The organism is Alteraurantiacibacter aestuarii, assembly GCF_009827405.1.
GTDB lineage: Bacteria > Pseudomonadota > Alphaproteobacteria > Sphingomonadales > Sphingomonadaceae > Alteraurantiacibacter > Alteraurantiacibacter aestuarii.
Genome location: NZ_WTYY01000002.1, coordinates 176,054 through 202,203, shown reverse-complemented (window position 1 = coordinate 202,203; position 26,150 = coordinate 176,054). Strand labels below are relative to the sequence as shown.

Annotated in this window: 27 protein-coding genes and 1 riboswitch; of the genes, 16 read left to right on the top strand and 11 right to left on the bottom strand. The window is 62.5% G+C overall.

What is annotated here, in order from left to right:
* Positions 1-9 precede the first annotated feature (9 nt).
* The 16 genes from rpsH (at position 10) to GRI32_RS03480 (ending at position 12,429) form a co-directional block, all read left to right on the top strand.
* The gene (rpsH, locus tag GRI32_RS03555; protein WP_160589761.1) at positions 10-405 is read left to right on the top strand and encodes a 30S ribosomal protein S8; all 396 of its coding nucleotides are present in this window, start codon (positions 10-12) and stop codon (positions 403-405) included.
* Complete coding sequence (gene rplF, locus GRI32_RS03550; RefSeq protein ID WP_160589760.1) at positions 405-938, top strand: 50S ribosomal protein L6; 534 nt, start codon at positions 405-407, stop codon at positions 936-938. Before rpsH ends, rplF begins: the two co-directional genes overlap by 1 nt.
* A gap of 1 nt (position 939) precedes the next feature.
* Entirely contained in the window at positions 940-1,284 is a 345-nt protein-coding gene (gene rplR / locus GRI32_RS03545) for a 50S ribosomal protein L18 (RefSeq protein ID WP_160589759.1), read from the top strand.
* Complete coding sequence (gene rpsE / locus GRI32_RS10760) at positions 1,284-2,114, top strand: 30S ribosomal protein S5 (RefSeq protein WP_160589758.1); 831 nt, start codon at positions 1,284-1,286, stop codon at positions 2,112-2,114. Before rplR ends, rpsE begins: the two co-directional genes overlap by 1 nt.
* A gap of 5 nt (positions 2,115-2,119) precedes the next feature.
* Positions 2,120-2,308: a 50S ribosomal protein L30 gene (gene rpmD / locus GRI32_RS03535; protein ID WP_160589757.1), complete on the top strand. Its 189-nt coding sequence runs from the start codon at positions 2,120-2,122 to the stop codon at positions 2,306-2,308.
* 86 nt (positions 2,309-2,394) lie between these two features.
* Positions 2,395-2,937, top strand: a complete 543-nt coding sequence (gene rplO / locus GRI32_RS03530; protein ID WP_160589756.1) for a 50S ribosomal protein L15 — start codon at positions 2,395-2,397, stop codon at positions 2,935-2,937.
* Between the two features lie 143 nt (positions 2,938-3,080).
* Positions 3,081-4,445, top strand: coding sequence for a preprotein translocase subunit SecY (gene secY, locus GRI32_RS03525; protein ID WP_160589755.1), 1,365 nt, complete (start codon positions 3,081-3,083; stop codon positions 4,443-4,445).
* Between the two features lie 39 nt (positions 4,446-4,484).
* Positions 4,485-5,132: an adenylate kinase gene (locus GRI32_RS03520; protein ID WP_160589754.1), complete on the top strand. Its 648-nt coding sequence runs from the start codon at positions 4,485-4,487 to the stop codon at positions 5,130-5,132.
* Between the two features lie 77 nt (positions 5,133-5,209).
* The gene (locus tag GRI32_RS03515; RefSeq protein ID WP_160589753.1) at positions 5,210-5,749 is read left to right on the top strand and encodes an SRPBCC family protein; all 540 of its coding nucleotides are present in this window, start codon (positions 5,210-5,212) and stop codon (positions 5,747-5,749) included.
* A 298-nt stretch (positions 5,750-6,047) separates the two neighbouring features.
* A complete protein-coding gene (rpsM, locus tag GRI32_RS03510) occupies positions 6,048-6,416 on the top strand; it encodes a 30S ribosomal protein S13 (RefSeq protein WP_160589752.1) in 369 nt (122 codons plus the stop codon).
* Between the two features lie 58 nt (positions 6,417-6,474).
* The gene (gene rpsK / locus GRI32_RS03505) at positions 6,475-6,864 is read left to right on the top strand and encodes a 30S ribosomal protein S11 (protein ID WP_160589751.1); all 390 of its coding nucleotides are present in this window, start codon (positions 6,475-6,477) and stop codon (positions 6,862-6,864) included.
* Between the two features lie 118 nt (positions 6,865-6,982).
* Positions 6,983-8,038 carry a DNA-directed RNA polymerase subunit alpha gene (locus tag GRI32_RS03500; RefSeq protein WP_160589750.1) on the top strand — a complete coding sequence of 352 codons (1,056 nt, stop codon included), beginning with the start codon at positions 6,983-6,985 and terminating at the stop codon, positions 8,036-8,038.
* 132 nt (positions 8,039-8,170) lie between these two features.
* Entirely contained in the window at positions 8,171-8,590 is a 420-nt protein-coding gene (rplQ, locus tag GRI32_RS03495; RefSeq protein WP_160589749.1) for a 50S ribosomal protein L17, read from the top strand.
* Between the two features lie 147 nt (positions 8,591-8,737).
* Complete coding sequence (locus GRI32_RS03490; protein ID WP_160589748.1) at positions 8,738-10,813, top strand: prolyl oligopeptidase family serine peptidase; 2,076 nt, start codon at positions 8,738-8,740, stop codon at positions 10,811-10,813.
* A gap of 129 nt (positions 10,814-10,942) precedes the next feature.
* Positions 10,943-11,542: a hypothetical protein gene (locus tag GRI32_RS03485; RefSeq protein WP_160589747.1), complete on the top strand. Its 600-nt coding sequence runs from the start codon at positions 10,943-10,945 to the stop codon at positions 11,540-11,542.
* 128 nt (positions 11,543-11,670) lie between these two features.
* Positions 11,671-12,429 (top strand): hypothetical protein, encoded by a 759-nt coding sequence (locus GRI32_RS03480; RefSeq protein WP_160589746.1) that lies wholly within the window; start codon positions 11,671-11,673, stop codon positions 12,427-12,429.
* On the opposite strand, the gene GRI32_RS03475 is transcribed toward GRI32_RS03480, so the two are convergent.
* From GRI32_RS03475 to GRI32_RS03425, 11 genes are all read right to left on the bottom strand, one after another.
* Positions 12,426-13,049: a trimeric intracellular cation channel family protein gene (locus tag GRI32_RS03475; protein WP_160589745.1), complete on the bottom strand. Its 624-nt coding sequence runs from the start codon at positions 13,047-13,049 to the stop codon at positions 12,426-12,428. The genes GRI32_RS03480 and GRI32_RS03475 overlap by 4 nt on opposite strands.
* 3 nt (positions 13,050-13,052) lie before the next feature.
* Positions 13,053-13,754, bottom strand: coding sequence for a PepSY domain-containing protein (locus GRI32_RS03470; protein ID WP_160589744.1), 702 nt, complete (start codon positions 13,752-13,754; stop codon positions 13,053-13,055).
* A gap of 32 nt (positions 13,755-13,786) precedes the next feature.
* Positions 13,787-14,215: a VOC family protein gene (locus tag GRI32_RS03465; RefSeq protein ID WP_160589743.1), complete on the bottom strand. Its 429-nt coding sequence runs from the start codon at positions 14,213-14,215 to the stop codon at positions 13,787-13,789.
* Positions 14,216-14,223: 8 nt separating this feature from the next.
* On the bottom strand, positions 14,224-15,639 hold the full coding sequence (lpdA, locus tag GRI32_RS03460; protein ID WP_160589742.1) for a dihydrolipoyl dehydrogenase: 1,416 nt from the start codon (positions 15,637-15,639) through the stop codon (positions 14,224-14,226).
* A gap of 10 nt (positions 15,640-15,649) precedes the next feature.
* The gene (odhB, locus tag GRI32_RS03455) at positions 15,650-16,903 is read right to left on the bottom strand and encodes a 2-oxoglutarate dehydrogenase complex dihydrolipoyllysine-residue succinyltransferase (RefSeq protein ID WP_160589741.1); all 1,254 of its coding nucleotides are present in this window, start codon (positions 16,901-16,903) and stop codon (positions 15,650-15,652) included.
* A 23-nt stretch (positions 16,904-16,926) separates the two neighbouring features.
* Entirely contained in the window at positions 16,927-19,764 is a 2,838-nt protein-coding gene (locus GRI32_RS03450; protein ID WP_160589740.1) for a 2-oxoglutarate dehydrogenase E1 component, read from the bottom strand.
* A gap of 52 nt (positions 19,765-19,816) precedes the next feature.
* Positions 19,817-20,707, bottom strand: coding sequence for a succinate--CoA ligase subunit alpha (gene sucD, locus GRI32_RS03445; protein WP_160589739.1), 891 nt, complete (start codon positions 20,705-20,707; stop codon positions 19,817-19,819).
* 224 nt (positions 20,708-20,931) lie between these two features.
* The gene (mdh, locus tag GRI32_RS03440; RefSeq protein ID WP_160589738.1) at positions 20,932-21,894 is read right to left on the bottom strand and encodes a malate dehydrogenase; all 963 of its coding nucleotides are present in this window, start codon (positions 21,892-21,894) and stop codon (positions 20,932-20,934) included.
* Between the two features lie 250 nt (positions 21,895-22,144).
* Entirely contained in the window at positions 22,145-24,118 is a 1,974-nt protein-coding gene (locus tag GRI32_RS03435; RefSeq protein WP_337190145.1) for a putative bifunctional diguanylate cyclase/phosphodiesterase, read from the bottom strand.
* A gap of 54 nt (positions 24,119-24,172) precedes the next feature.
* Positions 24,173-24,496, bottom strand: a complete 324-nt coding sequence (locus GRI32_RS03430) for a hypothetical protein (protein ID WP_160589737.1) — start codon at positions 24,494-24,496, stop codon at positions 24,173-24,175.
* A 170-nt stretch (positions 24,497-24,666) separates the two neighbouring features.
* On the bottom strand, positions 24,667-25,674 hold the full coding sequence (locus tag GRI32_RS03425; RefSeq protein ID WP_202385922.1) for a cell wall hydrolase: 1,008 nt from the start codon (positions 25,672-25,674) through the stop codon (positions 24,667-24,669).
* A gap of 241 nt (positions 25,675-25,915) precedes the next feature.
* A riboswitch (cobalamin riboswitch) is annotated at positions 25,916-26,079 on the top strand.
* Positions 26,080-26,150 lie beyond the last annotated feature (71 nt).

Below are 26,150 nucleotides of genomic sequence, written 5' to 3'. Positions count from 1 at the left end.
ATCTAGAACATGGCATTGACCGATCCCCTGGGTGATATGCTCACCCGTATCCGCAACGGCCAGCAGGCGAAGAAGGATTCCGTCCTTTCGCCCGCTTCAAAGCTGCGTGCAAACGTCCTCGAAGTGCTTCAGCGCGAAGGCTACATCCGTGGCTACAGCGAAGACGCTTCGGGTCAGCACCCGGCGTTGCGTATCGAACTGAAATATTTCGAGGGTGAGCCTGCTATCAAGCATGTCGCCCGTGTCTCCAAGCCTGGCCGCCGCGTCTATTCGGGTTCCAAGGAACTCGCTCCGGTGCGCAACGGCCTTGGCATTTCCATCGTTTCGACGCCTCGTGGTGTGCTTTCGGATGCCGAAGCGCGCACCCAGAACGTGGGCGGCGAAGTGCTCGCGGAGGTGTTCTGATGAGCCGCATTGGTAAACAGCCGGTCGCCATCCCTGGTGGCGTAACCGCGCAGATCGATAACGGCACGCTCAGCGTGAAGGGCCCCAAGGGCACCCTGACCATCGGCCTGGTCGATGATATCGACTATCAGGTCGAGGGCGACGTGATCCGCGTCAAGCCGGCCAATTCGACCAAGCGCGCCCGCTCCTACTGGGGCATGCAGCGCACTCTGGTATCGAACCTGGTCGAAGGTGTGACCGAGGGTTACACCAAGGTGCTGGAGATCAACGGCGTTGGTTATCGTGCAACGGCTACGGGCAACAAGCTCAAGCTGCAGCTCGGTTTCAGCCACGATGTCGATCTTGACGTGCCCGCCGGGCTTGAAGTGAAGACCCCTGACCAGACGACGATCGAAGTCAGCGGGATCGACAAGCAGGCTGTCGGGCAGTTCGCCGCAGAGATCCGCGAATTCCGTAAGCCGGAGCCTTACAAGGGCAAGGGTGTGAAATATCGCGGCGAGTATATCTTCCGCAAGGAAGGGAAGAAGAAGTAAGATGGCAAAGCTTTCCCTGTTCGAGCGCCGCCGCCGCCGCGTGCGCACCGCGCTCAAGAAGCGTTCCGGCGCCAAGCCGCGCCTTTCCGTGCACCGCACGGGCAGGCACATCTATGCGCAGATCATCGATGACAAGGACGGCCGCACTGTTGCTGCCGCCTCAACCCTGGGTGAAAAGATCTCGGGCGCGAATGTCGATGCCGCTGCCAAGGTGGGCAAGGATATTGCCGCTGCCGCCAAGAAGGCTGGCGTCTCCACTGTCGTGTTCGATCGCGGCGGGTTCCTGTTTCATGGCCGCGTAAAAGCGCTGGCCGATGCTGCCCGCGAAGGCGGCCTGGAGTTCTGATGATGGCTGACGAGAACAACACAGAAGAAAACGCCACCCCGCAGGCTCCGGTGGAAAATGCTCCTGCTGCGGCAGAAGTTGCACCCAATGTGGCCGAAACAACCGAAGCTGCGGCAACGGAGTCTGCCGATACCGGCGCTCCTTCCCAGCCGCGCGAGAACAATCGCGGTGGCCGTGGTCGTGGCGGCGGTGCTGGTGGCGGCGGTGGCCGTGATGGCAACCGCGAAGGTGGCCGTGGACGCGGTGGCCGTGGTGGCCGTGACGATCGCCGCGGTGGCCGTGACGATGATGGCGGTGAGGAGCTGATCGAAAAGCTCGTCCACATCAACCGCGTCGCCAAGGTGGTGAAGGGCGGCAAGCGCTTTGGTTTTGCTGCACTGGTCGTGGTTGGCGATGGCAAGGGCCGCGTCGGCTTTGGCCACGGCAAGGCACGCGAAGTGCCGGAAGCTATCAACAAGGCGACTGCTGCTGCCAAGAAGAAGATGGTTCGCGTTCCGCTCAAGGACGGCCGCACGCTGCATCACGATGGCATGGGCCATTTCGGTGCCGGCAAGGTGAATGTTCGTTCGGCACCTGCGGGTACCGGCATCATCGCCGGTGGTCCGATGCGCGCAGTTTTCGAAAGCCTTGGCGTTGCCGACGTTGTGACCAAGTCCATCGGCACCTCCAATCCCTATAACATGATCCGCGCCACTTTCGACGCGCTGGTACATCAGACTTCTCCGAAGTCCGTTGCCCAGCGTCGTGGCAAGAAAGTCGCCGACCTTCTGGGTCGCGGCGGCGCGAGCGAAGCAGAGGCCGAAGCCGCTGCTGAAGCTATCGCGGAGTAATCAAGATGGCCGAGAAGAAAACCATCAAGCTCAGGCAGATCGGTTCGCCGATCCGTCGTCCCAAGATCCAGCGCCAGATCCTCATCGGTCTGGGCCTCAACAAGATGCACAAGGTTGTTGAGCTGCAGGATACTCCCGAAGTGCGCGGAGCGCTCAAGAAGCTCCCGCACATGGTGGAAGTGGTCGTCGATTAAGCCGCAAGGCATTTGACCAGGCAGGCCCGGGCATGTACCGGGCCGCCACTATTTCAGCGCGAACAAAGCGAAAGCGAGTGCAAACTATGAAACTCAACGAACTCCGTGACAACGAAGGCGCACGCAAGAACCGCATGCGCGTGGGCCGTGGTATCGGCTCGGGCAAGGGCAAGACGTCCGGCCGCGGTCAGAAGGGCCAGAAGAGCCGTTCGGGCGTTGCCGTAAAGGGCTTCGAAGGCGGCCAGATGCCGCTTCACATGCGTCTGCCAAAGCGTGGCTTCAACAATCCGTTCGGCAAGGATTATGCCGAAGTGAACGTTGGTACCGTGCAGAAGCTGATCGACGAGAAGAAGCTCGACGGCAAGAAGGTCATCGATCACGAAGCTCTCAAGGCTGCCGGCGTTGCCCGTGGCGGCAAGCATGGCGTTCGCCTGCTGGCCAAGGGTGAACTGACCGCCAAGGTATCGTTCAAGGTTGCCGGCGCCTCCAAGGGCGCTCTGGCTGCGGTTGAAAAGGCCGGTGGTTCGGTCGAACTTCCCGCTGCCCAGCCCAGCGAGCATGAGAAGAAGACGGCCCGCCGCGAAGTGAACAAGGCCAACAGCAAGGTCGGCCTGAAGCCCGCCAAGTAACCGGTCAATCAGTCCCCGCAGCAGGCATTTTTTGCCAATTGCTGCGGGGATGATTTGTCCGGGGGGTTCGACATCGCGGATCAGGCCCTATATTGGGCCGGAACGCGGTCCGGTTTGGACGCACAGCAAGGCATATTCTTTCCATGTCATCACGCGCCGACAACATCGCCAGCTCGCTGAGCTTCGCCAATTTCAGCAAGGCAACGGAGCTGCGTGAGCGCATCTTCTTCACCATTGGTGCGCTGATCGTTTTCCGTTTCCTCAGCTTCATTCCGCTTCCCGGCGTGAATCCGCTGATCCTGGAGACGCTGTACGATCAGGCGCGCGGCGGCATCCTCGATTTGTTCAACACCTTCTCCGGCGGTGGTCTGGAACGGATGAGCCTGATCGCTCTGGGCGTGATGCCCTATATTACCGCTTCCATCGTGATCCAGCTGGCCGCCTCTCTTCACCCGTCGCTGATGGCGTTGAAGAAGGAAGGCGAGGCAGGGCGCAAGAAGCTCAACCAATACACGCGTTACGGCACGGTTTTCCTGTGCGCGATCCAGGGCTGGTTCCTGGCTTCGGGCCTGGAAGCATTCGGCGCGCAGAGCGGCGTTCAGGCAGTGGTTGCACCGGGCGTGATGTTCCGCGTCGGCGCGGTGATCTCTCTGGTTGGCGGCACCATGTTCCTGCTGTGGCTGGGTGAGCAGATCACCGCCCGCGGCATCGGCAACGGTGTATCGCTGATCATCATGGCCGGTATCGTCGCCCAGTTCCCGACGTTCACCAGCAATCTGTTCTCAGGCTACAGCGAAGGCTCGATCAGCACCGGTATCGTTATCGGCCTGATCGGCATGATCGTGGTGCTGATCCTGGGCATCTGTTTCATGGAGCGCGCCCAGCGGCGCCTGCTGATCCAGTACCCCAAGCGCGCCCAGCAGCGCGGCGGCATGCAGGCGGACCGCTCGCATCTTCCGCTCAAGCTCAACACCGCCGGCGTTATCCCGCCGATCTTCGCCAGCTCATTGCTTCTGCTTCCGCTGACGATCAGCCAGTTCGCCGGCAATTCGGTGGATTCGGACAGCGCCTTCTTCGGCGTGATCCAGACGCTCAACCAGTATCTGACCCACGGCGCGCCGCTGTACATGGCGCTGTATGCTGCGGGCATCATCTTCTTCTGCTTCTTCTACACCGCAGTGGTCTTCAACCCTGAAGACACGGCGGAGAACCTGAAGAAGAACGGCGGCTTCATCCCCGGCATTCGCCCGGGCAAGCGGACCGCCGATTATCTCGATTATGTGCTGACCCGCATCACCGTGGTCGGCGCGATCTACCTCACCGTGGTGTGCGTGGTGCCGGAATACATGATCGCGCAGACCGGCGTTCCGCTGTTCCTTGGCGGTACCAGCCTGCTGATCGTGGTGAACGTCACTGTCGATACGATCAGCCAGATCCAGTCGCATCTGCTGGCTCACCAGTATGGTGACCTGATCAAGAAGGCCAAGTTGAAGGGACGCCTGCGCTAACCGCGCAAGGACGTGCCGCACGGGGGAGTTTCGAACGCCATGAACATCATTCTTCTTGGCCCTCCAGGGGCGGGCAAGGGCACCCAGTCCAGCCTGCTTGTCGAGCATCACGGCATGCGCCAGCTCTCCACCGGAGACATGCTGCGCGCCGCGGTGAAGGCGCAGACGCCCGTTGGCATCAAGGCCAAGCAGGTGATGGACCGGGGTGAGCTGGTTTCCGACCAGATCGTCTCCGACCTGATCGATGCCGAGCTGGCCGCAATGGGCGCCGATGTCGGCGCCATCTTCGATGGCTATCCGCGCACCGAAGCGCAGGCACTGGCGCTGGACGAACTGCTCGCCAAGAACGGCCGCAAGCTTGACCATGTGATCGAACTGGACGTGGACGAGGATGCTCTGGTTGAGCGGATCATCGGTCGCTTCACCTGCGCCAATTGCGGCGAGGGCTATCACGATATCTTCAAGCAGCCCGCAGTGGCTGGCGTGTGCGACAAGTGTGGCCACGAGGAATTCAAGCGTCGTCCGGACGACAATGAGGAAACCGTGCGCACGCGCATGGCCGAATACCGGGCCAAGACCGCGCCGATCCTGCCGCATTACGATGCTCTGGGCATCGTCACGCGGATTGATGGCATGGCCGATATCGCGGTTGTGACCAAGGCGATCGAGAAAGTCCTGGCCAGCTGATCGCTCCTGCGCTTTCCGATCCGGCGGAGACTTGCTAGTCATCCGCCGGGACGGAGAATTCGCAAGGGGCTTTCATCATGCGGGTAATTCTTGTCGGGCTGGCGGCCATTGCGGCGGCATCCCCTGCATCTGCTGACATTGTTCCGTCTGCTGGCGGGGGCTTTGCCTCCAGCAACCAGGCCGTAGTCTCTGCCGATCTCGCCACCACCTGGTCCATGCTGGTGGAGCCGCAGAACTGGTGGACCCACAGCTGGTCCGGCAATTCGGCCAATCTCTCGCTCGATCCGCGCGCCGGCGGCTGTTTTTGCGAGGTGATCCCCGCACAAGATGACCGCGCGCCCGGGTCTGCCGAACATATGCGGGTGGTGATGGTCATGCCCGGATCGACGCTGCGCATGGTGGGTGCGCTGGGTCCGCTGCAGGCTGAAGGCCTTTCCGGCACGCTCACCGTAACGCTGGCCGATACGGGAGAGGGGACGCTGATCACGTGGGATTATGTGGTCGGCGGCCAGTCGCGCCAGTCGCTGGAGGCCCTGGCGCCGGTGGTTGACCGGGTGCAGGCGGAATTCCTCGGCGGACTTGTTGCTGCGCTGGGCGGACCGGCCCCGGCTCCCTAGAATCCACAATTTCAGCACAGTGTTTTTGACGAGCGGGTAATGCCGCGCTATAAGTGATGTCACCAAGTGCCATGCAGAGGCGCAGGAACTTTCCTGCGGCTCCTTTGCGCGCTTGACGCGAGTGGCGAATCGCCCTACTTGCGGCTTCCATTCGTTTAATCGGAAACCGGTCCGGCAGGCGGCAGCCACAGATGCGCGCCATCCGGGCTGATTGCTGTTGTGGCGCAGTTTTCGGTCAAGCGTTCGACCTTTACGCTATGAGATAGGGGATTTATCCCCTGTGGAGCAGGAGATTTAAGTGGCTCGTATTGCCGGGGTAAATATCCCCACCAACAAGCGCGTTATCGTGGCGCTGACTTACATTCACGGTATCGGCCCGACCACGGCCAAGAAAATCGCCGACAAGCTTGGTATCGATCATTCCCGCCGCGTGCAGGATCTGAGCGATGCGGAAGTCCTGCAGATCCGTGAAACGATCGATGCGGATGTCACCGTTGAAGGCGATCTGCGCCGCAACACGGCGATGAACATCAAGCGCCTTATGGACCTGGCCTGCTATCGCGGCCTGCGTCATCGCAAGGGCCTGCCCGTCCGTGGTCAGCGCACCCATACCAACGCCCGTACCCGCAAGGGCAAGGCCAAGCCTATCGCAGGCAAGAAGAAGTAAGCTTCGGGCCAGTCCCAAAGCTTTTCCCTTCTGCTGCAGATAAAGAGGAATACGTACCATGGCACGCGAACCAGGCCGCGTTAGGCGCCGCGATAAAAAGAACATTTCAAGCGGTGTTGCGCATGTCAACGCCAGCTTCAACAACACGATGATCACCATCACCGACGCACAGGGCAATGCAATCAGCTGGTCCAGCGCTGGCACGATGGGCTTCAAGGGTAGCCGCAAGTCCACTCCCTATGCTGCTCAGGTAGCTGCGGATGACGCCGGCAAGAAAGCCGCCGAACATGGCGTGCGCACCCTGGAAGTTGAGATCAAGGGTCCGGGCTCGGGCCGTGAAAGCGCTCTTCGTGCACTGGCGGCGGTGGGTTTCACCATCACCTCCATTCGCGACGTCACACCGATACCGCATAACGGCGTGAGGCCATCCAAGCGCCGCCGCGTCTGATCCGAACCTGCCCGCGAGGCCGGTAAAACGGTCCCGCATACAGTCATTCGCATCGGCCGCGGCGTCCCAGACGCTCCGCGGCCTTTGCCGCCGAAACTTAAGCCTTTAGGGGAAGTCCATGTCCGTCAATATGAAGAACTGGCAGGAACTCAAGAAGCCCAACAGCCTCGAAATCAAGGAAGGCAGCGACAAGAAGCGCAAGGCCACCTTCGTCGCCGAACCGCTCGAACGCGGCTATGGCCTGACGCTTGGCAATGCGCTGCGCCGCGTTCTGCTCGCCAGCCTTCAGGGTGCCGCCATCACCTCGATCAAGATCGAGAATGTGCTGCATGAGTTCTCGTCACTCGCCGGTGTGCGTGAAGACGTGACCGATATCGTCCTGAACGTGAAGCAGATCGCGCTGAAGATGGAAGGTGAAGGCCCCAAGCGCCTGCAGCTTTCCGCCACCGGCCCGGCTGAAGTAACCGCCGGTGACATCGCCGTGACCGGTGACATTGAAGTGCTCAACCCCGATCTGGTGATCTGTCACCTGGACGAAGGCGCGACGCTGAACATGGAACTGACCGCGGACAGCGGCAGCGGCTATACGCCTGCTGTGCAGAACCGCCCGGCCGATGCGCCGATCGGCCTGATCCCGGTGGATTCGCTCTACTCGCCGATCAAGCAGGTCAGCTACAAGGTCGACAAGGCCCGCGTTGGCCAGGAACTGGACTTCGACAAGCTGAGCCTGACTGTCGAGACCGACGGCACCGTCACTCCTGAAGATGCTGTGGCCTATGCCGCACGCATCCTGCAGGACCAGCTGACGCTGTTCGTCCACTTCGAAGACGGCATTCCGCAGCCGACCAGCGCCATGATCGGCGTTGCCGCGCAGCCGGAAGAAAGCGACACCAACCAGCTCAACCGTTACCTCCTCAAGAAGGTGGACGAGCTGGAACTGTCGGTTCGCTCGGCCAACTGCCTCAAGAACGACAACATCATCTATATCGGCGACCTGGTCCAGAAGACCGAAGCCGAGATGCTGCGCACGCCGAACTTCGGCCGCAAGTCGCTCAACGAGATCAAGGAAGTGCTGTCTTCCATGGGTCTGCGTCTTGGCATGGACATCCCCGGATGGCCGCCTGAGAACATTGAGGAAATGGCCAAGAAGCTCGAACAAGAGCTGCTCGGTTAATCTCCTTGGGTTAATCCTTTCGGGAGTCCCCGCCAGTGGCGGGGACTTACCACAAGGGCGAAGGTGTCGGCCCTGATTGGCACCGGCTACTGGCTACCTGACACGGGCCTTTATCGAACGGAGTATTGAATTATGCGTCACGGACATTCAGGCCGCAAGCTGAGCCGCAAGACCGGCCATCGCAAGGCCCTTTTCCGCAATATGGCGGCGGCCCTCATCAAGCATGAGCAGATCACCACCACCACGGCCAAGGCCAAGGAACTGCGCCCCTATATTGAAAAGCTGATCACGCTGGCAAAGCGTGGCGGCCTTTCCAACCGTCGTCTGGCGCAGTCGCGCCTGCTGGACGAAACCCAGCTGAAGAAGCTGTTTGACGTTCTGGCAGCTCGCTATGCTGACCGTGAAGGCGGTTATACCCGCGTGATCAAGGCCGGTTTCCGTGCTTCGGACGCTGCCCCCATCGCGATCATCGAACTGGTTGACCGTGACGTGGACGCCAAGGGCCAGGACAGCGGCCCGGTGATGACCGAGGACGAATACGAAGACGCGTAAGCACGCGATCCTTCGGACCCTTTCAAAAGGCGGTTGCATTCTATCCGATTGCGACCGCCTTTTTGTATGTCCCCGATCCCTTTGGCGCTGCCGGTCCGCAGTGCATCGCGTCTTGCCGCCTTGGCCAATCGCGCTAAGGCGCTGGGTATGAGCGCACCAGATTATCCCAAGACCCGCCGCGGCGACGCGACCGAGACCATTTTTGGCGAGACGATTGCCGACCCCTATCGCTGGCTGGAAGACGATGTCCGTAACAGCCCGGAAGTGGCCGATTGGGTGGAGCGGCAGAACGCCCTTACCAACGCCTTCCTGGACCGGCTGCCCGCGCGCGAATGGTTCCGCTCGCGCATCAGCGAGTTGTTCGATTTCGAACGTTTCTCCACCCCCTACCAGCGCGGCGGGCGCTATTTCTATTCGCGCAATTCGGGCCTGCAGAACCAGTCTCCGCTGTATGTGCGCGATACGCTGGATGCGGCGCCGCGCCTGCTGATCGATCCCAACCAGTGGGCCGATGACGGGGCTACCGCGCTGTCGGGCTGGGCGCCGTCTCCCGATGGCTCCAAATTGCTCTACTCCGTGCAGGATGGCGGCACCGACTGGCGCATCCTGCGGGTGCTGGATGTGGCGACTGGCGAGGTCCGGCAGGATGAGATCCGCTGGGCCAAGTTCACCGGCCTTGCATGGGTGGGGGAGGAGGGATTTCTCTACTCGCGCTTCCCCGAGCCGGAGGAAGGCGAGGATTTTCAGGCGCTGAACTACAATCAGGCAGTCTATTTCCACCGCCTGGGCACCGCGCAGGAAAGCGACCAACTGGTCTTCTCCACCCCCGATCACCCAGAACGCAACCACAGCGCCAGCGTTTCCGATGATGGCCGCTGGGCGATCATCACCTCATCCATCGGCACCGATGCGCGCTATGAAATTCATGCGGTCAGTCTGGACGATACCGGCAGCGGGGACTGGACCGCACGTGCGCTGGTGACCGGCTTCGACAATGCGTGGAAATTCATCGACGGTATCGGTGACCGGCTGTGGTTCGTCACCAACGAAGACGCACCTCTCTACCGCGTGGTCAGCATCGATCTGGCGGCCGGCCATCCGCAGTGGCGCGAAGTGGTGGCGCAGCAGGACCAGCCGATAGACGGGGCATCGATCGTCGGGGACCGCCTGATCCTGTCCTATCTGCGCGATGCCAGCTCTGCCGTGCGCATCTACACTCTGGACGGAGCAGAGGCGGGCGAAGTGGCGCTGGACGGGATCGGCAGCGTGGGCGGGTTTTCCGGCCACCCCGGCAATGATGAGGCGTTCTACAGCTTCACCAGTTTCAACCGCCCGCCCACCATCTATCGCATGGACGTGGCAAGCGGCGAGACGACCATCTTCGCCCAGCCGGAGATGGCCTTCGATCCTGACAATTTCGTGGTCGAGCAGCGCTTCTATCACAGCAAGGACGGCACGCGCGTGCCCATGTTCATCATGCGCCGCCGCGATCTGGCCGAAGCGGGAGAACCGCTGCCCACGCTGCTGTATGGCTATGGCGGTTTCGACATTTCGCTCACCCCCGGCTTTTCCGCCAGCCGCCTGGCGTGGGTGGAGGCGGGCGGGGCTTATGTGGTGGCCAACATCCGTGGCGGCGGCGAATATGGCAAGGCGTGGCACGATGGCGGTCGCCGCGCCAGCAAGCAGAACAGTTTCGATGATTTTATCGCTGCGGGTGAATATCTGATCGCACAGGGCATCACCGCGCAAGGCGGGCTGGCGATACAGGGCGGATCGAACGGCGGCTTGCTGGTGGGCGCGGTCGTCAACCAGCGGCCAGACCTGTTCGCAGCGGGCAATGCCGGCGTGGGCGTGATGGACATGCTGCGCTTCGATCGCTGGACCGCAGGGCGCTATTGGGTGGACGATTACGGCTATCCTGACCGCGAGGAGGACTTCCGCATCCTGCGCGCCTATTCCCCGCTGCACAATATTCAGGACGGGGTGGACTATCCCGCGCTGCTGGTGACCACTGCCGATACCGATGACCGCGTGGTGCCGGGCCACAGCTTCAAATATATCGCCGCGATGCAGGAAGCTGAACGCGGGGAGCGCCCGCAGCTGATCCGCATAGAGACGCGCGCGGGCCACGGATCGGGCAAGCCGACCGACAAGGCGATTGCCGAAGCCGCGGATATCATGGGTTTTCTTGCATATTGGACGGGTCTGGACGCACCCGAATAACTGTTCATAAAAGCTAACACTTTTGTGAACGCTGGCTAACACGCGAGTTCAGCGTCACCTCACCGTGGCATGCCTATAACTCTCCTCATGGGTGACAGATGGTCACCTGGACGATTGAGGAGAACGACCATGAAGTCCATTTCCAAAGCTCTTGCCAAGGGTACGATTGCAACCGTCGCGGCTGGCGCGCTGGCCGTGGGCATGGCAGCTCCTGCCAACGCCCAGGACCGCAACCACCGCAATAACAATCACATCAGCACGGGCGAAGTCATTGCCGGAGCGGTGATCCTGGGTGGCCTTGCCGCCGTGATCGCTTCCAGCGACAACAACCGCCGCTATGACGACAGGCGCTATGACGATCGCCGTTACAATGACCGCGACTACAATGACCGGCGCTATAACGACCGGGATCGGTATGACGATCGTCGTTCGGGCAGTCGCTATGGCTACAATGGCCGCGGCAATCCCGATCGCGCGGTAGAACAGTGCGTACGGGCCGCTGAACGCCAGGCAGAACGCTGGGGCGGTGGCCGTGCCGACGTGACCCAGATCCGCGATGTCGAGCGTGAACGCGGCGGTTTCGAAGTGACCGGCAGGATTGCAGTGCGCACCAACGATTATCGTGGCCGCAATTCCCGCAACAGAGGCTGGGATGAAGGGCGCTTCACCTGCGACTTCCGCCGTGGCCGGGTGGTCGACATCGACTATCGCGGCATCCGCGGCCTCTGAGACATGAATCTCCCGGGAAAGGCGGTTCAGGCTAATGCAAGCCTGGGCCGCCTATCTCTTGTGTCAATGACAAAGTCGGCCCCCAATATGATGGGGCTGCGCAACAGACTGAAGATAGGAAGCCGCCAATGGCCGTGATCCGCAACAAATTCGCCCTTGCCGCCGCAACGCTGGCCGCCACGTCGATGACCGCCATCCCCGTGGCCGCCGCGCAACTCCCGCATGTTGCCAGTGGAACCTCTGCCGCCGTGGTCGCCTATGATGGCGATGCCGGCAATGTGCAGAACCACCGCTGGCGCCGCGATCGTCGCGGAGTGAATACGGGCGATGTGATCGCTGGCGTCCTGGTGCTGGGTACGATTGCCGCCATTGCCAGCTCTGCCTCCAGTAACCGTGACCGCACCTATGACCGCACCCGTGTGCGCGATAATGACGTGCGTTACCGCGAACCGGCCCGCCCTGAGCGCTCCTGGTCGTCGGGCGGCATGGACCGCGCGGTGGACATGTGCGTGGATCAGGTCGAACGCGGGCGTGACCGGGTGGACAGCGTGGACAATGCCGCGCGTGATTCCAGCGGTTGGAACGTGTCCGGATCGCTCAGCAGCGGCGACTATTTCTCCTGCCGGATCGACAATGAAGGCCGTATCCGCAGCATCGATATGGGTGACGATTTCTCCTATTCCGCAGACGGCGATACGCAGTTTTCGGGCGATGACCGCCAGTGGTCCGATGATCAATACGCTGCGGCCCGCGCCAGTACGCACGGTTCACAAGGCAGCAGCAGTAGCGCAGTGATTGACCAGGACCTGCGCGATGATCCGCGTCCGGCCTATCCCGGCGGTCCGCTGCCCGGTGAAGAGGGCTACGAAGCCAGTTTTGGCGGTTAGGTGTCCCTCGAATAGGCGGGCAGGGTAAGATGCCAAATCAGCGCCGCACCGCGCAGGGCAAAACCTGCGCATGCGGCGATGGCCCAGCTCCACCAGTCACCCATTCCCAGATAGACGAAGATCGCGGTCAGCGTGGCCGAAAGTGCTGCGGCTGTAACGTAAAGATCGGGCCGCATCATGATCGATGGCACGCCCGCCACCACATCGCGGATAATGCCGCCCGCACAACCTGTCAGCACGCCCAGGATCACCGCCGGAACAGGCGCCACGCCAAAGGCCAGCGCCTTGGCCGTGCCCAGCACCGCAAAGGCGGCAAGCCCGGCGGCATCGGCCCATTCCAGCAGTCTGTTGTCCCAGATGCGGTGCGGGGTGAACCACACCACCAGCGCGGTGGCCAGGATCACCGGAGCCACCCACGGATCGCGCAGCCAGAAGGCGGGCACGCCGATCAGCACATCGCGCACCGATCCGCCGCCAACCCCCGTCACCAGCGCAAAGAAGCACAGCGTCACGAATGTCTGCCGCAGCCGCGCGGCGATCAACGCTCCGGTCAGCGCGAACACTGCCGTGCCCGCAAGATCGAGCAACGGCGGCAGTGCAGGAAGCAGCGGCGGAGTCATGCTTCAGTCCTGACCCTGTGCCTTGACCCGCACCTTTGCCTTGCGGCGGCGGAACATCAGCACGCAGCCCAGCAGCGAACCGATCACGCCCAGCAGGGCGAAGATGATCAGTACCGGGTGCGATGTATCCTCGCGCGTCTGCAGATCCATGATGTGCAGGCCCCACATGAAATCATACACGCGCCACCAAGATGATCGCACCGCCAGCAGCTGGCCGGTGGAATTGTGAATGTAGATATTGGTCCCGTCGGCAAAATGGGCCTGCCAGGATGCGGTGGGCAGGCGCAGATCGCCGGGCACCACGTCGGAGGGGAAATAGGTGATCGTCTCCAGCGCGGCATCGCCGGCATAGGCCGCCAGCGCAATGCGCCGCGCCTCATCCTCGATCACCGGCGGGATCAGAGTGCCATCGGTGGCGGAATAGCGATATTGCCCGCCATCCTCCTCGGTCACGATCCACGCGGGGCCATCCACCTGATTGACCAGAGAGATGCTGCGCGCTGTGCCGATGCGGGTGGGGAAGACCAGACCCGCAGTCTCGATCAGCGCAGGATCGGCACGCAGGTGATCGCCGCGCACAGTCTCGATAGGCTGCGCCACCATCACCAGCCCGCTGATCGTCCACATCAGGATCGGCACGCCGACCAGCCAGCCAAGCCAGATGTGCCAGCGCGCGAAGCGCTGCATTGTTTGTTGGATACCCATTGGCAGTGATTAGCGGGGCGGGCGCCGCAGCGCTAGCGTGTCGCGAACAGCTTTGACCGGTCGGCAAAGGCCTTCATTTCCACCGCATTGCCCGATGGATCGCGGAAGAACATGGTCGCCTGCTCGCCCGGCTGGCCGGCAAAGCGGATGTAGGGCGCAATCGCGAATTTCACGCCCGCGTCCGTCAGCCTCGCGGCCAGCGCCTTCCATTCCACCATCGACAGCACGATGCCGAAATGGGGGACTGGCACGCCGTGGCCATCCACCGGGTTGCTGGCTTCATCGCGCCGGTCGCAGCCGGGAACGAGGTGGGTCACGATCTGGTGGCCGCAAAAGTCGAAATCCACCCATGTCTCGCAGCTGCGCCCTTCGGGGCAGCCCATCACGCCGCCCCAGAACGCCCGCGCCGCCGCCAGATCATGCACCGGGAAGGCGAGGTGGAAGGGGGAAAGCTCTGCCATGCTGGCGCTTACATATGGATCGGCTTGCCGCGCACCGCCATTGCCGCTTCCTTGATCGCTTCGGAGTGCGTCGGGTGGGCGTGGCAGGTATAGGCGATATCCTCGCTGGTCGCGCCGAACTCCATGCCCAGCGCGGCTTCGGCGATCATCGTTCCGGCGACAGAGGCGATGGCCCACACGCCCAGAACGCGGTCCGTCTGCGCATCGGCGATCACCTTCACGAAGCCGTCCGGCTCATGATTGGTCTTGGCGCGGCTGTTGGCGAGCATGGGGAACTTGCCGACCTTGATCGCGGCCTTGTCGCCGCCGGCTTTCTCCAGCGCGGCTTCCTCGGTCAGGCCGACACCGGCCATTTCCGGCCAGGTATAGACCACGCCGGGGATCACATCGTGGTTGACGATGCCGGTCTGTCCGGCGATCCATTCGGCCACCGCAATGCCCTCATCCTCGGCCTTGTGGGCGAGCATGGGGCCGGGGACCACGTCGCCAATGGCGCGCACACCGGCCACCGAAGTGCGGAATTCTCCGTCAATCTCGATCTGGCCGCGCTTGTTGGTCTCCAGGCCGATATTCTCCAGCCCGAGCCCTTCGGTATTGGGCCTGCGTCCGATGGAAACCAGCACGCAGTCCGCCTTCAGCGTCTCTGCCGCGCCGCCTGCGGAAGGCTCCAGCGTCAAGGTGGCGGTCTTGCCCTTCACGGCAACGCCGGTGACCTTGGTAGACAGCTTCAGTTCCATGCCCTGCTTGGCAAAGACCTTGGCGGCTTCCTTGCGGATATCGCCGTCCATGCCGGGCAGCAACTGGTCGAGGAATTCCACCACGGTGACTTTCGCGCCGAGCCTGCGCCAGACCGAACCCAGCTCCAGCCCGATCACGCCGCCGCCGATCACCACCATGTGCTTTGGCACGGCGGCAAGTTCCAGCGCGCCGGTGGAATCGACCACCACGCCCTTGTCATTGTCCACGTCCACGCCGGGCAGCGGGGTGACGGAGGAACCGGTGGCGATCACCACTTCCTTCGCGCTGTAGGTGGCATCGCCAACCTTCACCGTGTGCGCATCGACAAAGCTGGCAAAGCCCTTGATCCAGGTGACCTTGTTCTTCTTGAACAGATATTCGATCCCGCCGGTCAGCTGCTTGACCGCATCCCTGCGCTGATCATGCATCACCGGAAGGTTGAGCTTTGGCGTCACGTCCACGCCCATCTTGGCCATCATGCCATTGGCCGCCGCGTCATAGAATTCGGACGCATGCAGCATCGCCTTGGAAGGAATGCAGCCGACATTGAGGCATGTTCCGCCCAGCGTCTCGCGGCTTTCCACGCAGGCCGTCTTCAGCCCCAGCTGCGCCGCGCGGATCGCGCCGACATAACCGCCGGGGCCAGAGCCGATGAACAGGACGTCGAAATCGTAATTGTCAGCCATCACTTCTTCCTCAAAGGTCGATCAGCATCCGCATCGGATCTTCGATCGCTTCCTTCATGATCTTGAGCGCAGTCACTGCCTCGCGTCCGTCAATGATGCGGTGGTCGTAGGACAGGGCGAGATACATCATCGGGCGGATCACCACCTGGCCATTTACGGCGACGGGGCGATCCTCGATCCGGTGGAGGCCAAGCACGGCGCTCTGCGGCGGGTTGATGATCGGGGTCGACATCAGCGATCCGAACACGCCGCCGTTGGAGATGGTGAAGGTGCCGCCCTGCATGTCTGCCATGGTCAGCGTGCCTTCCTTGGCCTTGCGGCCGAATTCGGCGATGGCCAGCTCGATCTCGGCAAAGCTCATCTGGTCCACGCTGCGCACCACCGGCACAACCAGCCCGTTGGGCGCGCTGACCGCGACCGAGAGGTCGACGAAATTATGGTAGAGGATCTCGTCGCCCTCGATCTGCGCATTGACCGACGGGACATCCTTCAGCGCCAGGCAGGCGGCCTTGGCGAAGAACGACATGAAGCCCAGCTTGATGCCGTGCTTCCTGGCGAACATGTCCTTGTACTGGTTGCGCGCCTCGATCACCGCGGTCATGTCCACATCGTTGAACGTGGTCAGCAGGGCGGCATTGTCCTGCGCGCTCTTGAGCCTCTTGGCGATGGTCTGGCGCAGGCGCGTCATCTTCACCCGCTCGACAGTGCGCTCACCCGTGGCGCCGGCATCTGCGGCGGCCGGTGCGGGCGAGGGCGCAGGCGCTGCCGCGCCGCCATCCTTCTTGGCCTTGGCGGCGGCCAGCACGTCTTCCTTGGTCAGGCGGCCATCCTTGCCGGTGCCTTTGATGGTGCTGGGGTCCACCCCATGTTCCAGAACCGCGCGGCGCACGGCGGGGGACAGCGTCTGCGGATCGCCGGCATCATCGTCCGCGGCTTCCTTGGCAATAGCGGCCGGAGCGGGGGCCGGAGACGGGGCCGGTGCAGCAGCGGCAGGCGCGGGCGAGGGTGCAGGCGCGGCGGCGCCATCGGTAGCCTCTATCTGCGCGATAGCTGCGCCAACTTCCACCGTGTCACCCACGGCCACAAGCTGTGCGCTGAGGATACCGGCCACAGGGGCGGGCACTTCCACTGCAACCTTGTCTGTCTCCAGACTGCAAATCGGCTCGTCCAGGGCGACTGCATCACCGGGCTTCTTCAGCCATTCGCCAATAGTGGCTTCGGTAACGGATTCGCCCAGCGTGGGGACTTTGACTTCATGGGCCATGATTGGATTTCCCTTGGGCCTGACTAGCTGGCTGTGGATTTGCGTTTTGCGGCGGCGGAGCGATCAGACAGGCCGAGCGCATCGGCAACCAGCTCCTCCTGCTGCATCTGGTGGCGTTTGGCGAACCCTGTGGCAGGCGATGCCGCCACTTCGCGCCCGGCATAGCGCGGGCGCATGCCGGTGTGTCCGGCGGCGGTCAGCGCATTCTCGATCTGGTTGTCGACAAAGAACCATGCGCCGTTGTTGCGCGGTTCTTCCTGGCACCAGATCACCTGTTCAAGCCCGGTCATGCGTTTGAGGCGCGTGGCCAGCGGCTCTCCGGGGAATGGGTAGAGCTGTTCCAGACGGACGATGGACACGTCGTCCAGCCCTTCCGCATCGCGCTTTTCCATCAGGTCATAGGCGACCTTGCCGCTGCACAGCACCAGGCGGCGCACCTTGGCATCGTCGATTGGCGACTTGTCGGAAAGGATGCGCATGAAGTGGCTCTCGCCCATGAACTTGTCGGCATCGCTCTTGGCCATCGGATGGCGCAGCAGGCTCTTGGGCGTCATGATGATCAGCGGCTTGCGGAATGGGCGCATCATCTGCCGGCGCAGGACGTGGAAGTAATTGGCCGGACTGGTGATGTTGCACACCTGAATGTTGTCGTTGGCGCACAGCTGCAAGAACCGCTCGAGCCGGGCGGAGGAATGCTCCGGTCCCTGACCCTCGAAGCCGTGCGGCAGCAGCATCACCAGACCATTGGCGCGCAGCCACTTGGCCTCACCCGATGCGATGAACTGATCGATGATGACCTGCGCGCCATTGGCGAAATCGCCGAACTGTGCTTCCCACATCACCAGCGTCTTGGGATCGGCCAGGGCAAAGCCATATTCGAAGCCGAGCACGCCGAATTCGGACAGGGTGCTGTCATACACCTCGAACTTGCCGTGCGGCAGGGTGGCGAGCGGGATGTACTTGCTCTCGGTATTCTGGTCGATCCAGATGGCGTGGCGCTGGCTGAAGGTGCCGCGGCCCGAATCCTGCCCGGACAGGCGCACCCCGAAGCCCTCGGTCACCAGACTGCCGAATGCCAGCGCCTCGGCAGTGGCCCAGTCAAAGCCGGTGCCTGTTTCGAATGATTTTGCCTTGGCATCCAGCACACGTTGCAGCGTCTTGTGGATGGTGTGTTCGGCGGGAACCGTGGTCAGCGTGCGGCCAAGGCTTTCGAACAGCTTCTTCTCGATCGCGGTGTGCACGTTGCGGCGCGCGCTTTCGGGATCGGCTGGCTTGTGCAGCCCGCTCCAGCGACCGGCGAACCAGTCCGCCTCATTGGGCTTGTAGCTCTTGCCGGCCTCGAATTCCTCTTCGAGATGGTCGATGAATTCCTGGCGCATCGCGGGCGCGGTGCCTTCCTCGATCACGCCTTCGGCCTTCAGCCGCTCGGAATACAGCTCGCTCACGCGCGGATGCTGCTTGATCCGTTCATACATCAGCGGCTGGGTGAAGCTGGGCTCATCGCCTTCATTGTGGCCGAACCGGCGATAGCACCACATGTCGATCACGATATCGCGCTTGAAGCGCTGGCGGTATTCGATGGCGAGCTTGCAGGCGAAGGTCACCGCTTCGGGATTGTCGCCGTTCACATGCAGGATGGGCGCCTGCACGCCCTTGGCTACGTCTGACGGGTAAGGTGACGATCTGGCGAATTGTGGGCTGGTGGTAAAACCGATCTGGTTATTGATCACGAAGTGCAGGCAGCCGCCAGTGGAATATCCGCGGACGCCCGAAAGGCCGAAGCATTCCCACACCACACCCTGTCCGGCAAAGGCGGCATCGCCGTGCAGCAGCACCGGCAGCACCTGATCGTGCTTGGACAGATCGTCGCGGATCGCCTGCTGGGCGCGGGTCTTGCCCAGCACCACGGGATTGACCGCTTCGAGGTGGCTTGGATTGGGGACCAGCGACATGTGCACGGAAATACCGTCAAACTCACGGTCAGTGCTGGTGCCCAGGTGGTATTTTACATCGCCCGAACCGCCCACATCGTCAGGATTGGCGCTGCCGCCGGAAAATTCGTGGAAGATCACCTTGTACGGCTTGGCCATGACATTGGCGAGCACGTTCAGGCGGCCACGGTGGGACATGCCATAGATGATTTCCCGCACACCCAGTGAGCCGCCATATTTGATCACCGCTTCCAGCGCCGGGATCATGCTCTCACCGCCATCAAGGCCAAAGCGCTTGGTGCCGACATATTTCTTGCCGAGGAACTTTTCATATTCCTCGCCGCGGATCACCGCGCCCAGAATGGCGCGCTTGCCCTCCGGCGTGAACTGGATGACCTTGTCCGGCCCCTCGATCCGGTCCTGCAGGAAGCGGCGCTCCTCCACGTCGGAGATATGCATGTATTCCAGGCCGACATGGCCGCAGTAATTCTTGCGCAGGATCTCCACCAGATGGCGCGGGGTAATCCAGTGGAAGCCCAGGTTTCCGCCGATAAACACCTCTTCATCCAGCGCCGCGCCGGAAAAGCCGTGCCATTCCAGCGTCAGGTCGCGCGGCAATTCGCGGTGCGACAGGTGCAGCGGATCAAGGTCCGCCGCCAGATGGCCGCGCACGCGGTAGGTACGGATCAGCAGCATGGCGCGGATGGAGGCATCCGCCGCCTTCTCGATCGCTTCGGGATCGCTCGCCTTGCCTGCCTGAGCCACCGCCTGCTTCACCGCGATGGTCATGGTGGTGGGGTCCATCGCCCCGGTCAGATCATCCTCGCCGCCAAAATCCAGCGGCCAGCGTGTGCTGGCCCAGCTGGGGCCTTGCTGCGGTCCGTCCTGGCTATCCAGTTCGGGGAGGAAATCTTGCGCTTCATTACCCATGGGGCGGGTCCTTGGTTGGGAAGTGATTATACCTTCATCAAAGCGATGAAGGTCACACCAGTTCCTTCAGCAACGCGTCGAGCGTGGTGCCCAGCTCGCTGGGGCTGGGGGAAACGCGGATGCCCGCGCTTTCCATCGCCGCAATCTTGTCATCCGCGCCGCCCTGTCCGCCGGACACGATGGCACCGGCATGGCCCATCCGCCGTCCGGGAGGGGCGGTGCGGCCGGCAATGAAACCGACCATCGGCTTGGAGCGGCCCTTGGCGGCTTCCTGCTTGATGAATTCTGCCGCTTCTTCTTCCGCGCTGCCGCCGATTTCACCGATCATGATGATCGACTTCGTTTCGGGGTCATCGAGGAACAGGTCGAGCACGTCGATGAAGTTGGTGCCGTTGACCGGATCGCCGCCAATGCCCACTGCCGTGGTCTGGCCAAGGCCCACCGCAGTGGTCTGGTGCACGGCTTCATAGGTCAGCGTGCCGGAGCGTGAGACCACGCCGACGCTGCCCTTGGAGAAGATGGAGCCGGGCATGATGCCGATCTTGCATTCGCCGGGTGTCAGCACACCGGGGCAGTTCGGGCCGATCAGGCGCGACCTGGTGCCCGAAAGCGCGCGCTTCACGGTCACCATGTCGAGCACGGGAACGCCCTCGGTAATGGTCACGATCAGCTCGATCCCGGCGTCGATAGCCTCAAGGATCGCGTCTGCCGCAAAGGGCGGCGGCACATAGATGACAGAAGCCGTCGCGCCGGTTTCCGCCGCGGCTTCCTTCACCGTGTTGAAATTGGGCAGACCAAGGTGGGTGGAGCCGCCTTTGCCCGGCGTCACGCCCGCCACCATCTGCGTCCCGTAATCGAGCGCCTGCTGCGTGTGGAACGTGCCGGTTTCACCCGTCATCCCCTGCGTGATGACCTTGGTGTCTTTGTTTACGAGGATGCTCATCTTGTGTCCTTGTCTTGATCGTCGCTGGCATGGCCGGATGATCGAATAAATGGGTAGGAAATTGCCATAAGTATAAGCCCAGCCAGCAGAACTGGAGGGCCTGCCATCCACGGAATTAACTGCCCCAATCCATCTCCAACTCGGGGAGCGAACCACCCGTCGTGGGTCATTGCTGCATCAAAGATGCTCAGCAAGAGTCCGAGCGGGAGGCAGAGACCGCTCATTTACGCCAGCGAGCTATCCAGTGCCTTGCAAGCCGCCAGCAATTCCTCGACCGCATCGACGCTGACCTGGAAGCCGGCCTTGGCCGCCTCGTCCAGTTCGATCTCGACAATGCGCTCCACGCCGCCGGCGCCGATCACGATGGGCACGCCCACATACAGGCCGTCCACGCCATACTGACCTTCGAGATAGGCGGCGCAGGGCAGGACGCGCTTCTTGTCCTTGAGATAGCTCTCGGCCATCTGGATGGCCGAGGTTGCGGGGGCATAATAGGCCGAGCCATTGCCCAGAAGAGCCACGATCTCGCCGCCGCCAGAGCGGGTGCGCTGGACGATGGCGTCCATCTTTTCCTGCGTGGACCAGCCCATCTTGATGAGGTCTGGCACGGGAATACCCGCAACGGTCGAATATTCGAGCACGGGCACCATGGTATCGCCGTGGCCGCCCAGCACGAAGGCGGTAACGTCTTCCACGCTGACGTTGAATTCATCGGCGAGGAAGTGGCGGAAGCGCGCAGAGTCCAGAACGCCTGCCATACCCACCACCTTGTTGTGCGGCAGGCCGGAAAATTCGCGCAGCGCCCACACCATCGCATCCAGCGGGTTAGTGATGCAGATCACGAACGCATCGGGGCAGTTGGCCTTGATGCCTTCGCCAACGGCTTTCATCACTTTCAGATTGATGCCCAGCAGATCGTCGCGGCTCATGCCCGGCTTGCGCGGGATGCCTGCGGTAACGATCACCACGTCTGCGCCAGCGATATCGGCGTAATCGGTGGTGCCCTTGAGCCTGGAGTCAAAACCCTCAACCGGAGCGGCCTGCGACAGGTCCAGCGCCTTGCCCGCAGGCATACCTTCGGCAATGTCGAACAGGACGACGTCGCCCATTTCCTTCATCGCTGCGAGGTGAGCCAATGTGCCGCCGATCATGCCGGCGCCGACGAGCGCGATTTTGTTACGGGCCATGAGCAACCTGTGTCCTTCATCCTGCGCGGGCGCGTATGCAGGCGAAAACATGGTGTGCCGCCCCGCGTCCGCCAGGGGATTCGGCACAAGTTCAGAAGCGGCCCTAAGCGCGCCACCCGGCCTTTGCAACCGCGAAAGTCCCTTATTTTGCAGAGTTTTCTGCTATCAGTTCGCAATAGCGATTTTGCGGTGCAATATTGATCGCTTCAAGGCGATTATAGCCCGGCTTGACCCCTTTGGCTCGCGCCAGTCAACTGGCGAGCCGCGTCAGCCCCAGGCGGTCTGCCTCTTCGGTCAGCAGGATGGCCGCCATATGCTCTGGCACCGCGCGGCTGAAGTAATAGCCCTGGCCCAGCGTGCAGCCCGCCCGGCGCACGATCTGCACCTGTTCGACCGTTTCCAGCCCTTCGGCGACAATCTCCATGCCCAGCGTCGATCCCATTTCCGCCACCGCGCGAATGATCGCATCGCTGTGGCGCCCGATATTGGGACCGGACACGAAGCTGCGATCCACCTTGATGGTGCGGAAAGGATATTTGTTGATGTAGTGCAGAGAGGAATAGCCGGTTCCGAAATCATCGAGCGCAAAGCGCACGCCTTCGCCAGACAGCTGATCCATGAAGGCGGCGGTGGATTCATCGTCTTCCAGGAACAGGCTTTCGGTCACTTCCAGTTGCAGCCGCTCGGGGGATAGCCCGGCATCGTCCAGTGCCCGCAATATGCCCAGCGCCGCGCCCGGCGCCTTGATCTGGATGGGTGAAAGATTGACCGCCACGGTGATGTCATTGGGCCATTTGGCGCAGGCGAGTGCAGCCTGCCGGGTGATCCAGTTGCCCAGCGTGATGATCAGGCCGGTCTCCTCGGCCACGGGGATGAATTCTTCCGGTGCCAGCTCCCCCTTTTCCGGGTGGAACCAGCGTACCAGCGCTTCAAAGCTGCGGATGCGACCGCTGGAAAGGTCCAGTATCGGCTGGAAATAGATCGACAGTTCATCTCGCTGGATCGCGGCGCGCAGCTCTGCCTCAATCTCCTTGCGGCGCACCAGGATGCGCGTCATCGAAGGGGCGAACTGACAGATCTGATGCCTGCCTGCGGCCTTGGCATGATACAGCGCCAGATCTGCCTGCTGCATCATCTCGTCCAGCGTCTGCTCGCCATCAATTCGCGAAGTCATGCCGATCGAAGCGCCGGATTCGATCCGGTGTCCGCCCAGCCGCATGGGGGCAGCCATCTCGCTGGATAGCAGGCCGGCGAGATTTTCCGCTTCGCGAGCGCTGGCAAATGTGTCCAGCAGCAGGAATTCATCGCTGCCAAAGCGCGCCAGCACCGCTCCGGGTGCGGTAAGCGCGCGCAAACGGTGGGCTGTTTCCTTCAGTACCTTGTCACCCATCTTGTGACCCAGTGAATCGTTCACTTCCTTGAAGCGGTGCATGTCCAGCCAGAACAGGGCGATGCGGGCATCCGGATCGGCGCGGCCGAGAACCTGCTTGGCCTCGGCAGAAAAGCCGGTGCGGTTGAGCAGGCCGGTAACGATGTCCGTGCGCGATTGCAGGTGAAGGTGCTCGGCCAGTTCGGCGTTGCGCCGGGCGCTGCGAACCTGGCGAGAAAGCGTTGAAAACACATTCAGCGTCACGATTGACAGGCCGATGGTCAGGGTTGGAAGGATTGCCGCGAGCACGAGATAGGGGGGGCTGCCATTGACAAGCGATGCGACCACGATGGGCAGGAAGGTCAGTCCCATCTGCCCCAGCGCGATCAACGGGCGCCCGGCATTGCCAACCGCAATCCCTGCACCAAACAGCAGCGCATACCCCACCAGCAGCACCTGAAGATCGGGATTGGTCGCATGATGGATGGCCATTGCTGCGGTGAAACCGGCGATTGCGGCATAGGCCAGCGCTCCGGCGGGATAAACATAGCGCAGCCAGTCACCCAGGCTTCCTTGCAGCGATCGCGCACCATAAGCCATGCCGACACGGATGGCTGCCAGCGCAATCAACAGGCAGGCAGACCAGAACAATGTCTTAGAAGAGGTGGTTATCGCAGTGACCAGCCCTGCACCGGCACCGCAGACAGCACCGATAGCCAGACCGGTAGGGCGCAGGTGCAGGGTCTGCGACAACTGGTCGCGGACGCTCATGTCCTTGGCATCAAAACCGCACTTGGCGGCCAGAAAGTCCTCCAGGCTGGTAATCTCGCGACTCCTTTTTTTTGTCGCGTTCACCTTTACTGTGGATAGGTCACTGGTTTGTTAACCAGCCATCTTCCGGGCAAATGCCTAGTTGGCCTTAATCTGCAGGTCAGAAGCGTCGCCTTTTTCCAGCCTGCCAGCCATCCGGCGGTCGAGCGCGCGGCAAATGTCCAGCCACCATGCATAGGCCTGCTCGTCCCCGGCATCGCGGGCATCCTGCGCCTGCTTGCTGGCGTGGTTGGCAGCGGCCAGTCCGTGCTGGGCAAAATGACGCAGGGCGGCGTGCAGCATCGTCTCGCTGGCGTGGCGCGTGCCATTGTCATTTGCAGGCAGCGCAATTGCCTGGTGCACCTCGACTTCGTCCATGCGGTTGCGGATCGAAGATCTGGGTGCGGCAAAGCGAATGGTCATTTAGGGCGTCCTGACGATCAAGGGCACCGCATGCGCAGCGCCGGGGTCAGCCTTATAGGAAGCCTAGGCTAAGCGAAGGTTCGCGCAAATGGTTTCCGATTTATTGTCGATAAATATCGGCGGTTTCCGCGTCAGCCTTTTCAATGGCTTGCAGGCACCGCGTGGCGGGGTCAGGGTTGCTTCAGCCACTGCCCGCTTTGCTGATATTCAGACCGCACGCTGCCAGGCATGGGAAGATTTTCCTGTACCGCTGACGCTGCACGCACTGGCGCAGGCGGCGCGCTGATCGCGCTGATCGCGCTGGTCGTGGAAGCGGCGAGCGCTTCGCTGGCGGGCGGCGTAGCGGCGGGAGCCGCCGGGATCAGTTCGCGCTGCGGAACATAGGTGGCGCTGGCAAAATTGCGCACCGGCAGTGGTTCGCCGCCGCGATAGCTGGCGGTGAATGCCGATGGGCGGCCCGATGCACCGCGCCAGCGATAGAACAGATGCGCGCCGATATGGCTCACCTGTTGCAGGCTGGCGGCCCAGTAGGGGCTGACCTCGTCAGTGTGATAATGCGTGGCCAGGCCAACCGGCTCATAGACAAAACCGCCCAGCGCCGCGCGCGCCACGCGGCCCGCACGCAGCCAAGCGGCCTGTCCCGGCTGGCGTGACAGCGATCCGTCGCAGGTGAAGCTGAACTGGCAGCCGGTAGCACGCTCCGACCCCTGGAACACCACGCCGCACACGCTGTTGGGATAGGCGGGATGGCTGACGCGGTTCATCACCACCTGCGCCACCGCGCGCTGGCCGTCCACGCTTTCGCTCGCCGCTTCGTAATAGATGGCCATGGTCATGCATTGCTCTGCCCGGGTGATGTCGGTCAGACTTCCGGTCACCGTCAGGGATGGAGCCGCCGGACCGCTGGCGGGCTGCGGCATAAGGCGGGATGCCGGCTCCAGCGCTGCGGGCAGGGCGGAACTCTCTGTCTGGACAAGCCGGGCCGGCTCTTGCCGCGCCATGACCTGCGGCACATCGGCCAGGGCAAAGCGCACCTGCACATGATCGCGCGCGTCACCGCCGGGAGGGGCGGCCATCGCCGGAACAGCCATCGCTGCGGCCAGAATGCCCATGCGCCGATAGATGATCCTGCGCTGCATCGGCCGGGCGATGGAACGCGAGCGACCCCGGCGCGTCATCCGCGCCGAAAAGTCCCGTGGGCGTTCATCATCAAGGCCATCAACAAAGGTCAGCGCGGCAAATCCCAAACATGCGATAACTCGCGCTTGGGCGCGTATCGCGAATCCTGACATCGCGCCTCGGCTCCGATCCGCGCGTCTCACATCGGGACGTATAGGGGTGAGGTGTTAAACTTGCCCGAACAGTGCGCGCGGCCTAACACTGCCGCATCGTCACGGAATGTCCGGGAGGCCGGACCGCTGCTCCTTTGCAAAATGGGGCGGTGAGGGAAGCAGGTTCAAATCCTGCGCTGCCCCCGCAACTGTGACCGGGGAGCGCTTTCCCATCATGCCACTGGCCGCCCTCTGCAAGGATGGCACCGGGAAGGCGGGAGGGCGCGGCGATCCGGCGAGCCAGGAGACCTGTTCCGTCAGGCGGTCGTTCGGCAGCGGGCGGGGTGTACCGATTGCCAGCGGAAGCGGACGCGCGGCGCATG

Bases quoted from the DNA above. Each gene is read 5' to 3' on its own strand.
- rpsH (WP_160589761.1), top strand. From the start codon at position 10: ATGGCATTGACCGATCCCCTGGGTGATATGCTCACCCGTATCCGCAAC.
- rplF (WP_160589760.1), top strand. From the start codon at position 405: ATGAGCCGCATTGGTAAACAGCCGGTCGCCATCCCTGGTGGCGTAACC.
- rplR (WP_160589759.1), top strand. From the start codon at position 940: ATGGCAAAGCTTTCCCTGTTCGAGCGCCGCCGCCGCCGCGTGCGCACC.
- rpsE (WP_160589758.1), top strand. From the start codon at position 1,284: ATGATGGCTGACGAGAACAACACAGAAGAAAACGCCACCCCGCAGGCT.
- rpmD (WP_160589757.1), top strand. From the start codon at position 2,120: ATGGCCGAGAAGAAAACCATCAAGCTCAGGCAGATCGGTTCGCCGATC.
- rplO (WP_160589756.1), top strand. From the start codon at position 2,395: ATGAAACTCAACGAACTCCGTGACAACGAAGGCGCACGCAAGAACCGC.
- secY (WP_160589755.1), top strand. From the start codon at position 3,081: ATGTCATCACGCGCCGACAACATCGCCAGCTCGCTGAGCTTCGCCAAT.
- GRI32_RS03520 (WP_160589754.1), top strand. From the start codon at position 4,485: ATGAACATCATTCTTCTTGGCCCTCCAGGGGCGGGCAAGGGCACCCAG.
- GRI32_RS03515 (WP_160589753.1), top strand. From the start codon at position 5,210: ATGCGGGTAATTCTTGTCGGGCTGGCGGCCATTGCGGCGGCATCCCCT.
- rpsK (WP_160589751.1), top strand. From the start codon at position 6,475: ATGGCACGCGAACCAGGCCGCGTTAGGCGCCGCGATAAAAAGAACATT.
- GRI32_RS03500 (WP_160589750.1), top strand. From the start codon at position 6,983: ATGTCCGTCAATATGAAGAACTGGCAGGAACTCAAGAAGCCCAACAGC.
- rplQ (WP_160589749.1), top strand. From the start codon at position 8,171: ATGCGTCACGGACATTCAGGCCGCAAGCTGAGCCGCAAGACCGGCCAT.
- GRI32_RS03490 (WP_160589748.1), top strand. From the start codon at position 8,738: ATGAGCGCACCAGATTATCCCAAGACCCGCCGCGGCGACGCGACCGAG.
- GRI32_RS03485 (WP_160589747.1), top strand. From the start codon at position 10,943: ATGAAGTCCATTTCCAAAGCTCTTGCCAAGGGTACGATTGCAACCGTC.
- GRI32_RS03480 (WP_160589746.1), top strand. From the start codon at position 11,671: ATGGCCGTGATCCGCAACAAATTCGCCCTTGCCGCCGCAACGCTGGCC.
- GRI32_RS03475 (WP_160589745.1), bottom strand. From the start codon at position 13,049: ATGACTCCGCCGCTGCTTCCTGCACTGCCGCCGTTGCTCGATCTTGCG.
- GRI32_RS03470 (WP_160589744.1), bottom strand. From the start codon at position 13,754: ATGGGTATCCAACAAACAATGCAGCGCTTCGCGCGCTGGCACATCTGG.
- GRI32_RS03465 (WP_160589743.1), bottom strand. From the start codon at position 14,215: ATGGCAGAGCTTTCCCCCTTCCACCTCGCCTTCCCGGTGCATGATCTG.
- lpdA (WP_160589742.1), bottom strand. From the start codon at position 15,639: ATGGCTGACAATTACGATTTCGACGTCCTGTTCATCGGCTCTGGCCCC.
- odhB (WP_160589741.1), bottom strand. From the start codon at position 16,903: ATGGCCCATGAAGTCAAAGTCCCCACGCTGGGCGAATCCGTTACCGAA.
- GRI32_RS03450 (WP_160589740.1), bottom strand. From the start codon at position 19,764: ATGGGTAATGAAGCGCAAGATTTCCTCCCCGAACTGGATAGCCAGGAC.
- sucD (WP_160589739.1), bottom strand. From the start codon at position 20,707: ATGAGCATCCTCGTAAACAAAGACACCAAGGTCATCACGCAGGGGATG.
- mdh (WP_160589738.1), bottom strand. From the start codon at position 21,894: ATGGCCCGTAACAAAATCGCGCTCGTCGGCGCCGGCATGATCGGCGGC.
- GRI32_RS03430 (WP_160589737.1), bottom strand. From the start codon at position 24,496: ATGACCATTCGCTTTGCCGCACCCAGATCTTCGATCCGCAACCGCATG.
- GRI32_RS03425 (WP_202385922.1), bottom strand. From the start codon at position 25,674: ATGACGCGCCGGGGTCGCTCGCGTTCCATCGCCCGGCCGATGCAGCGC.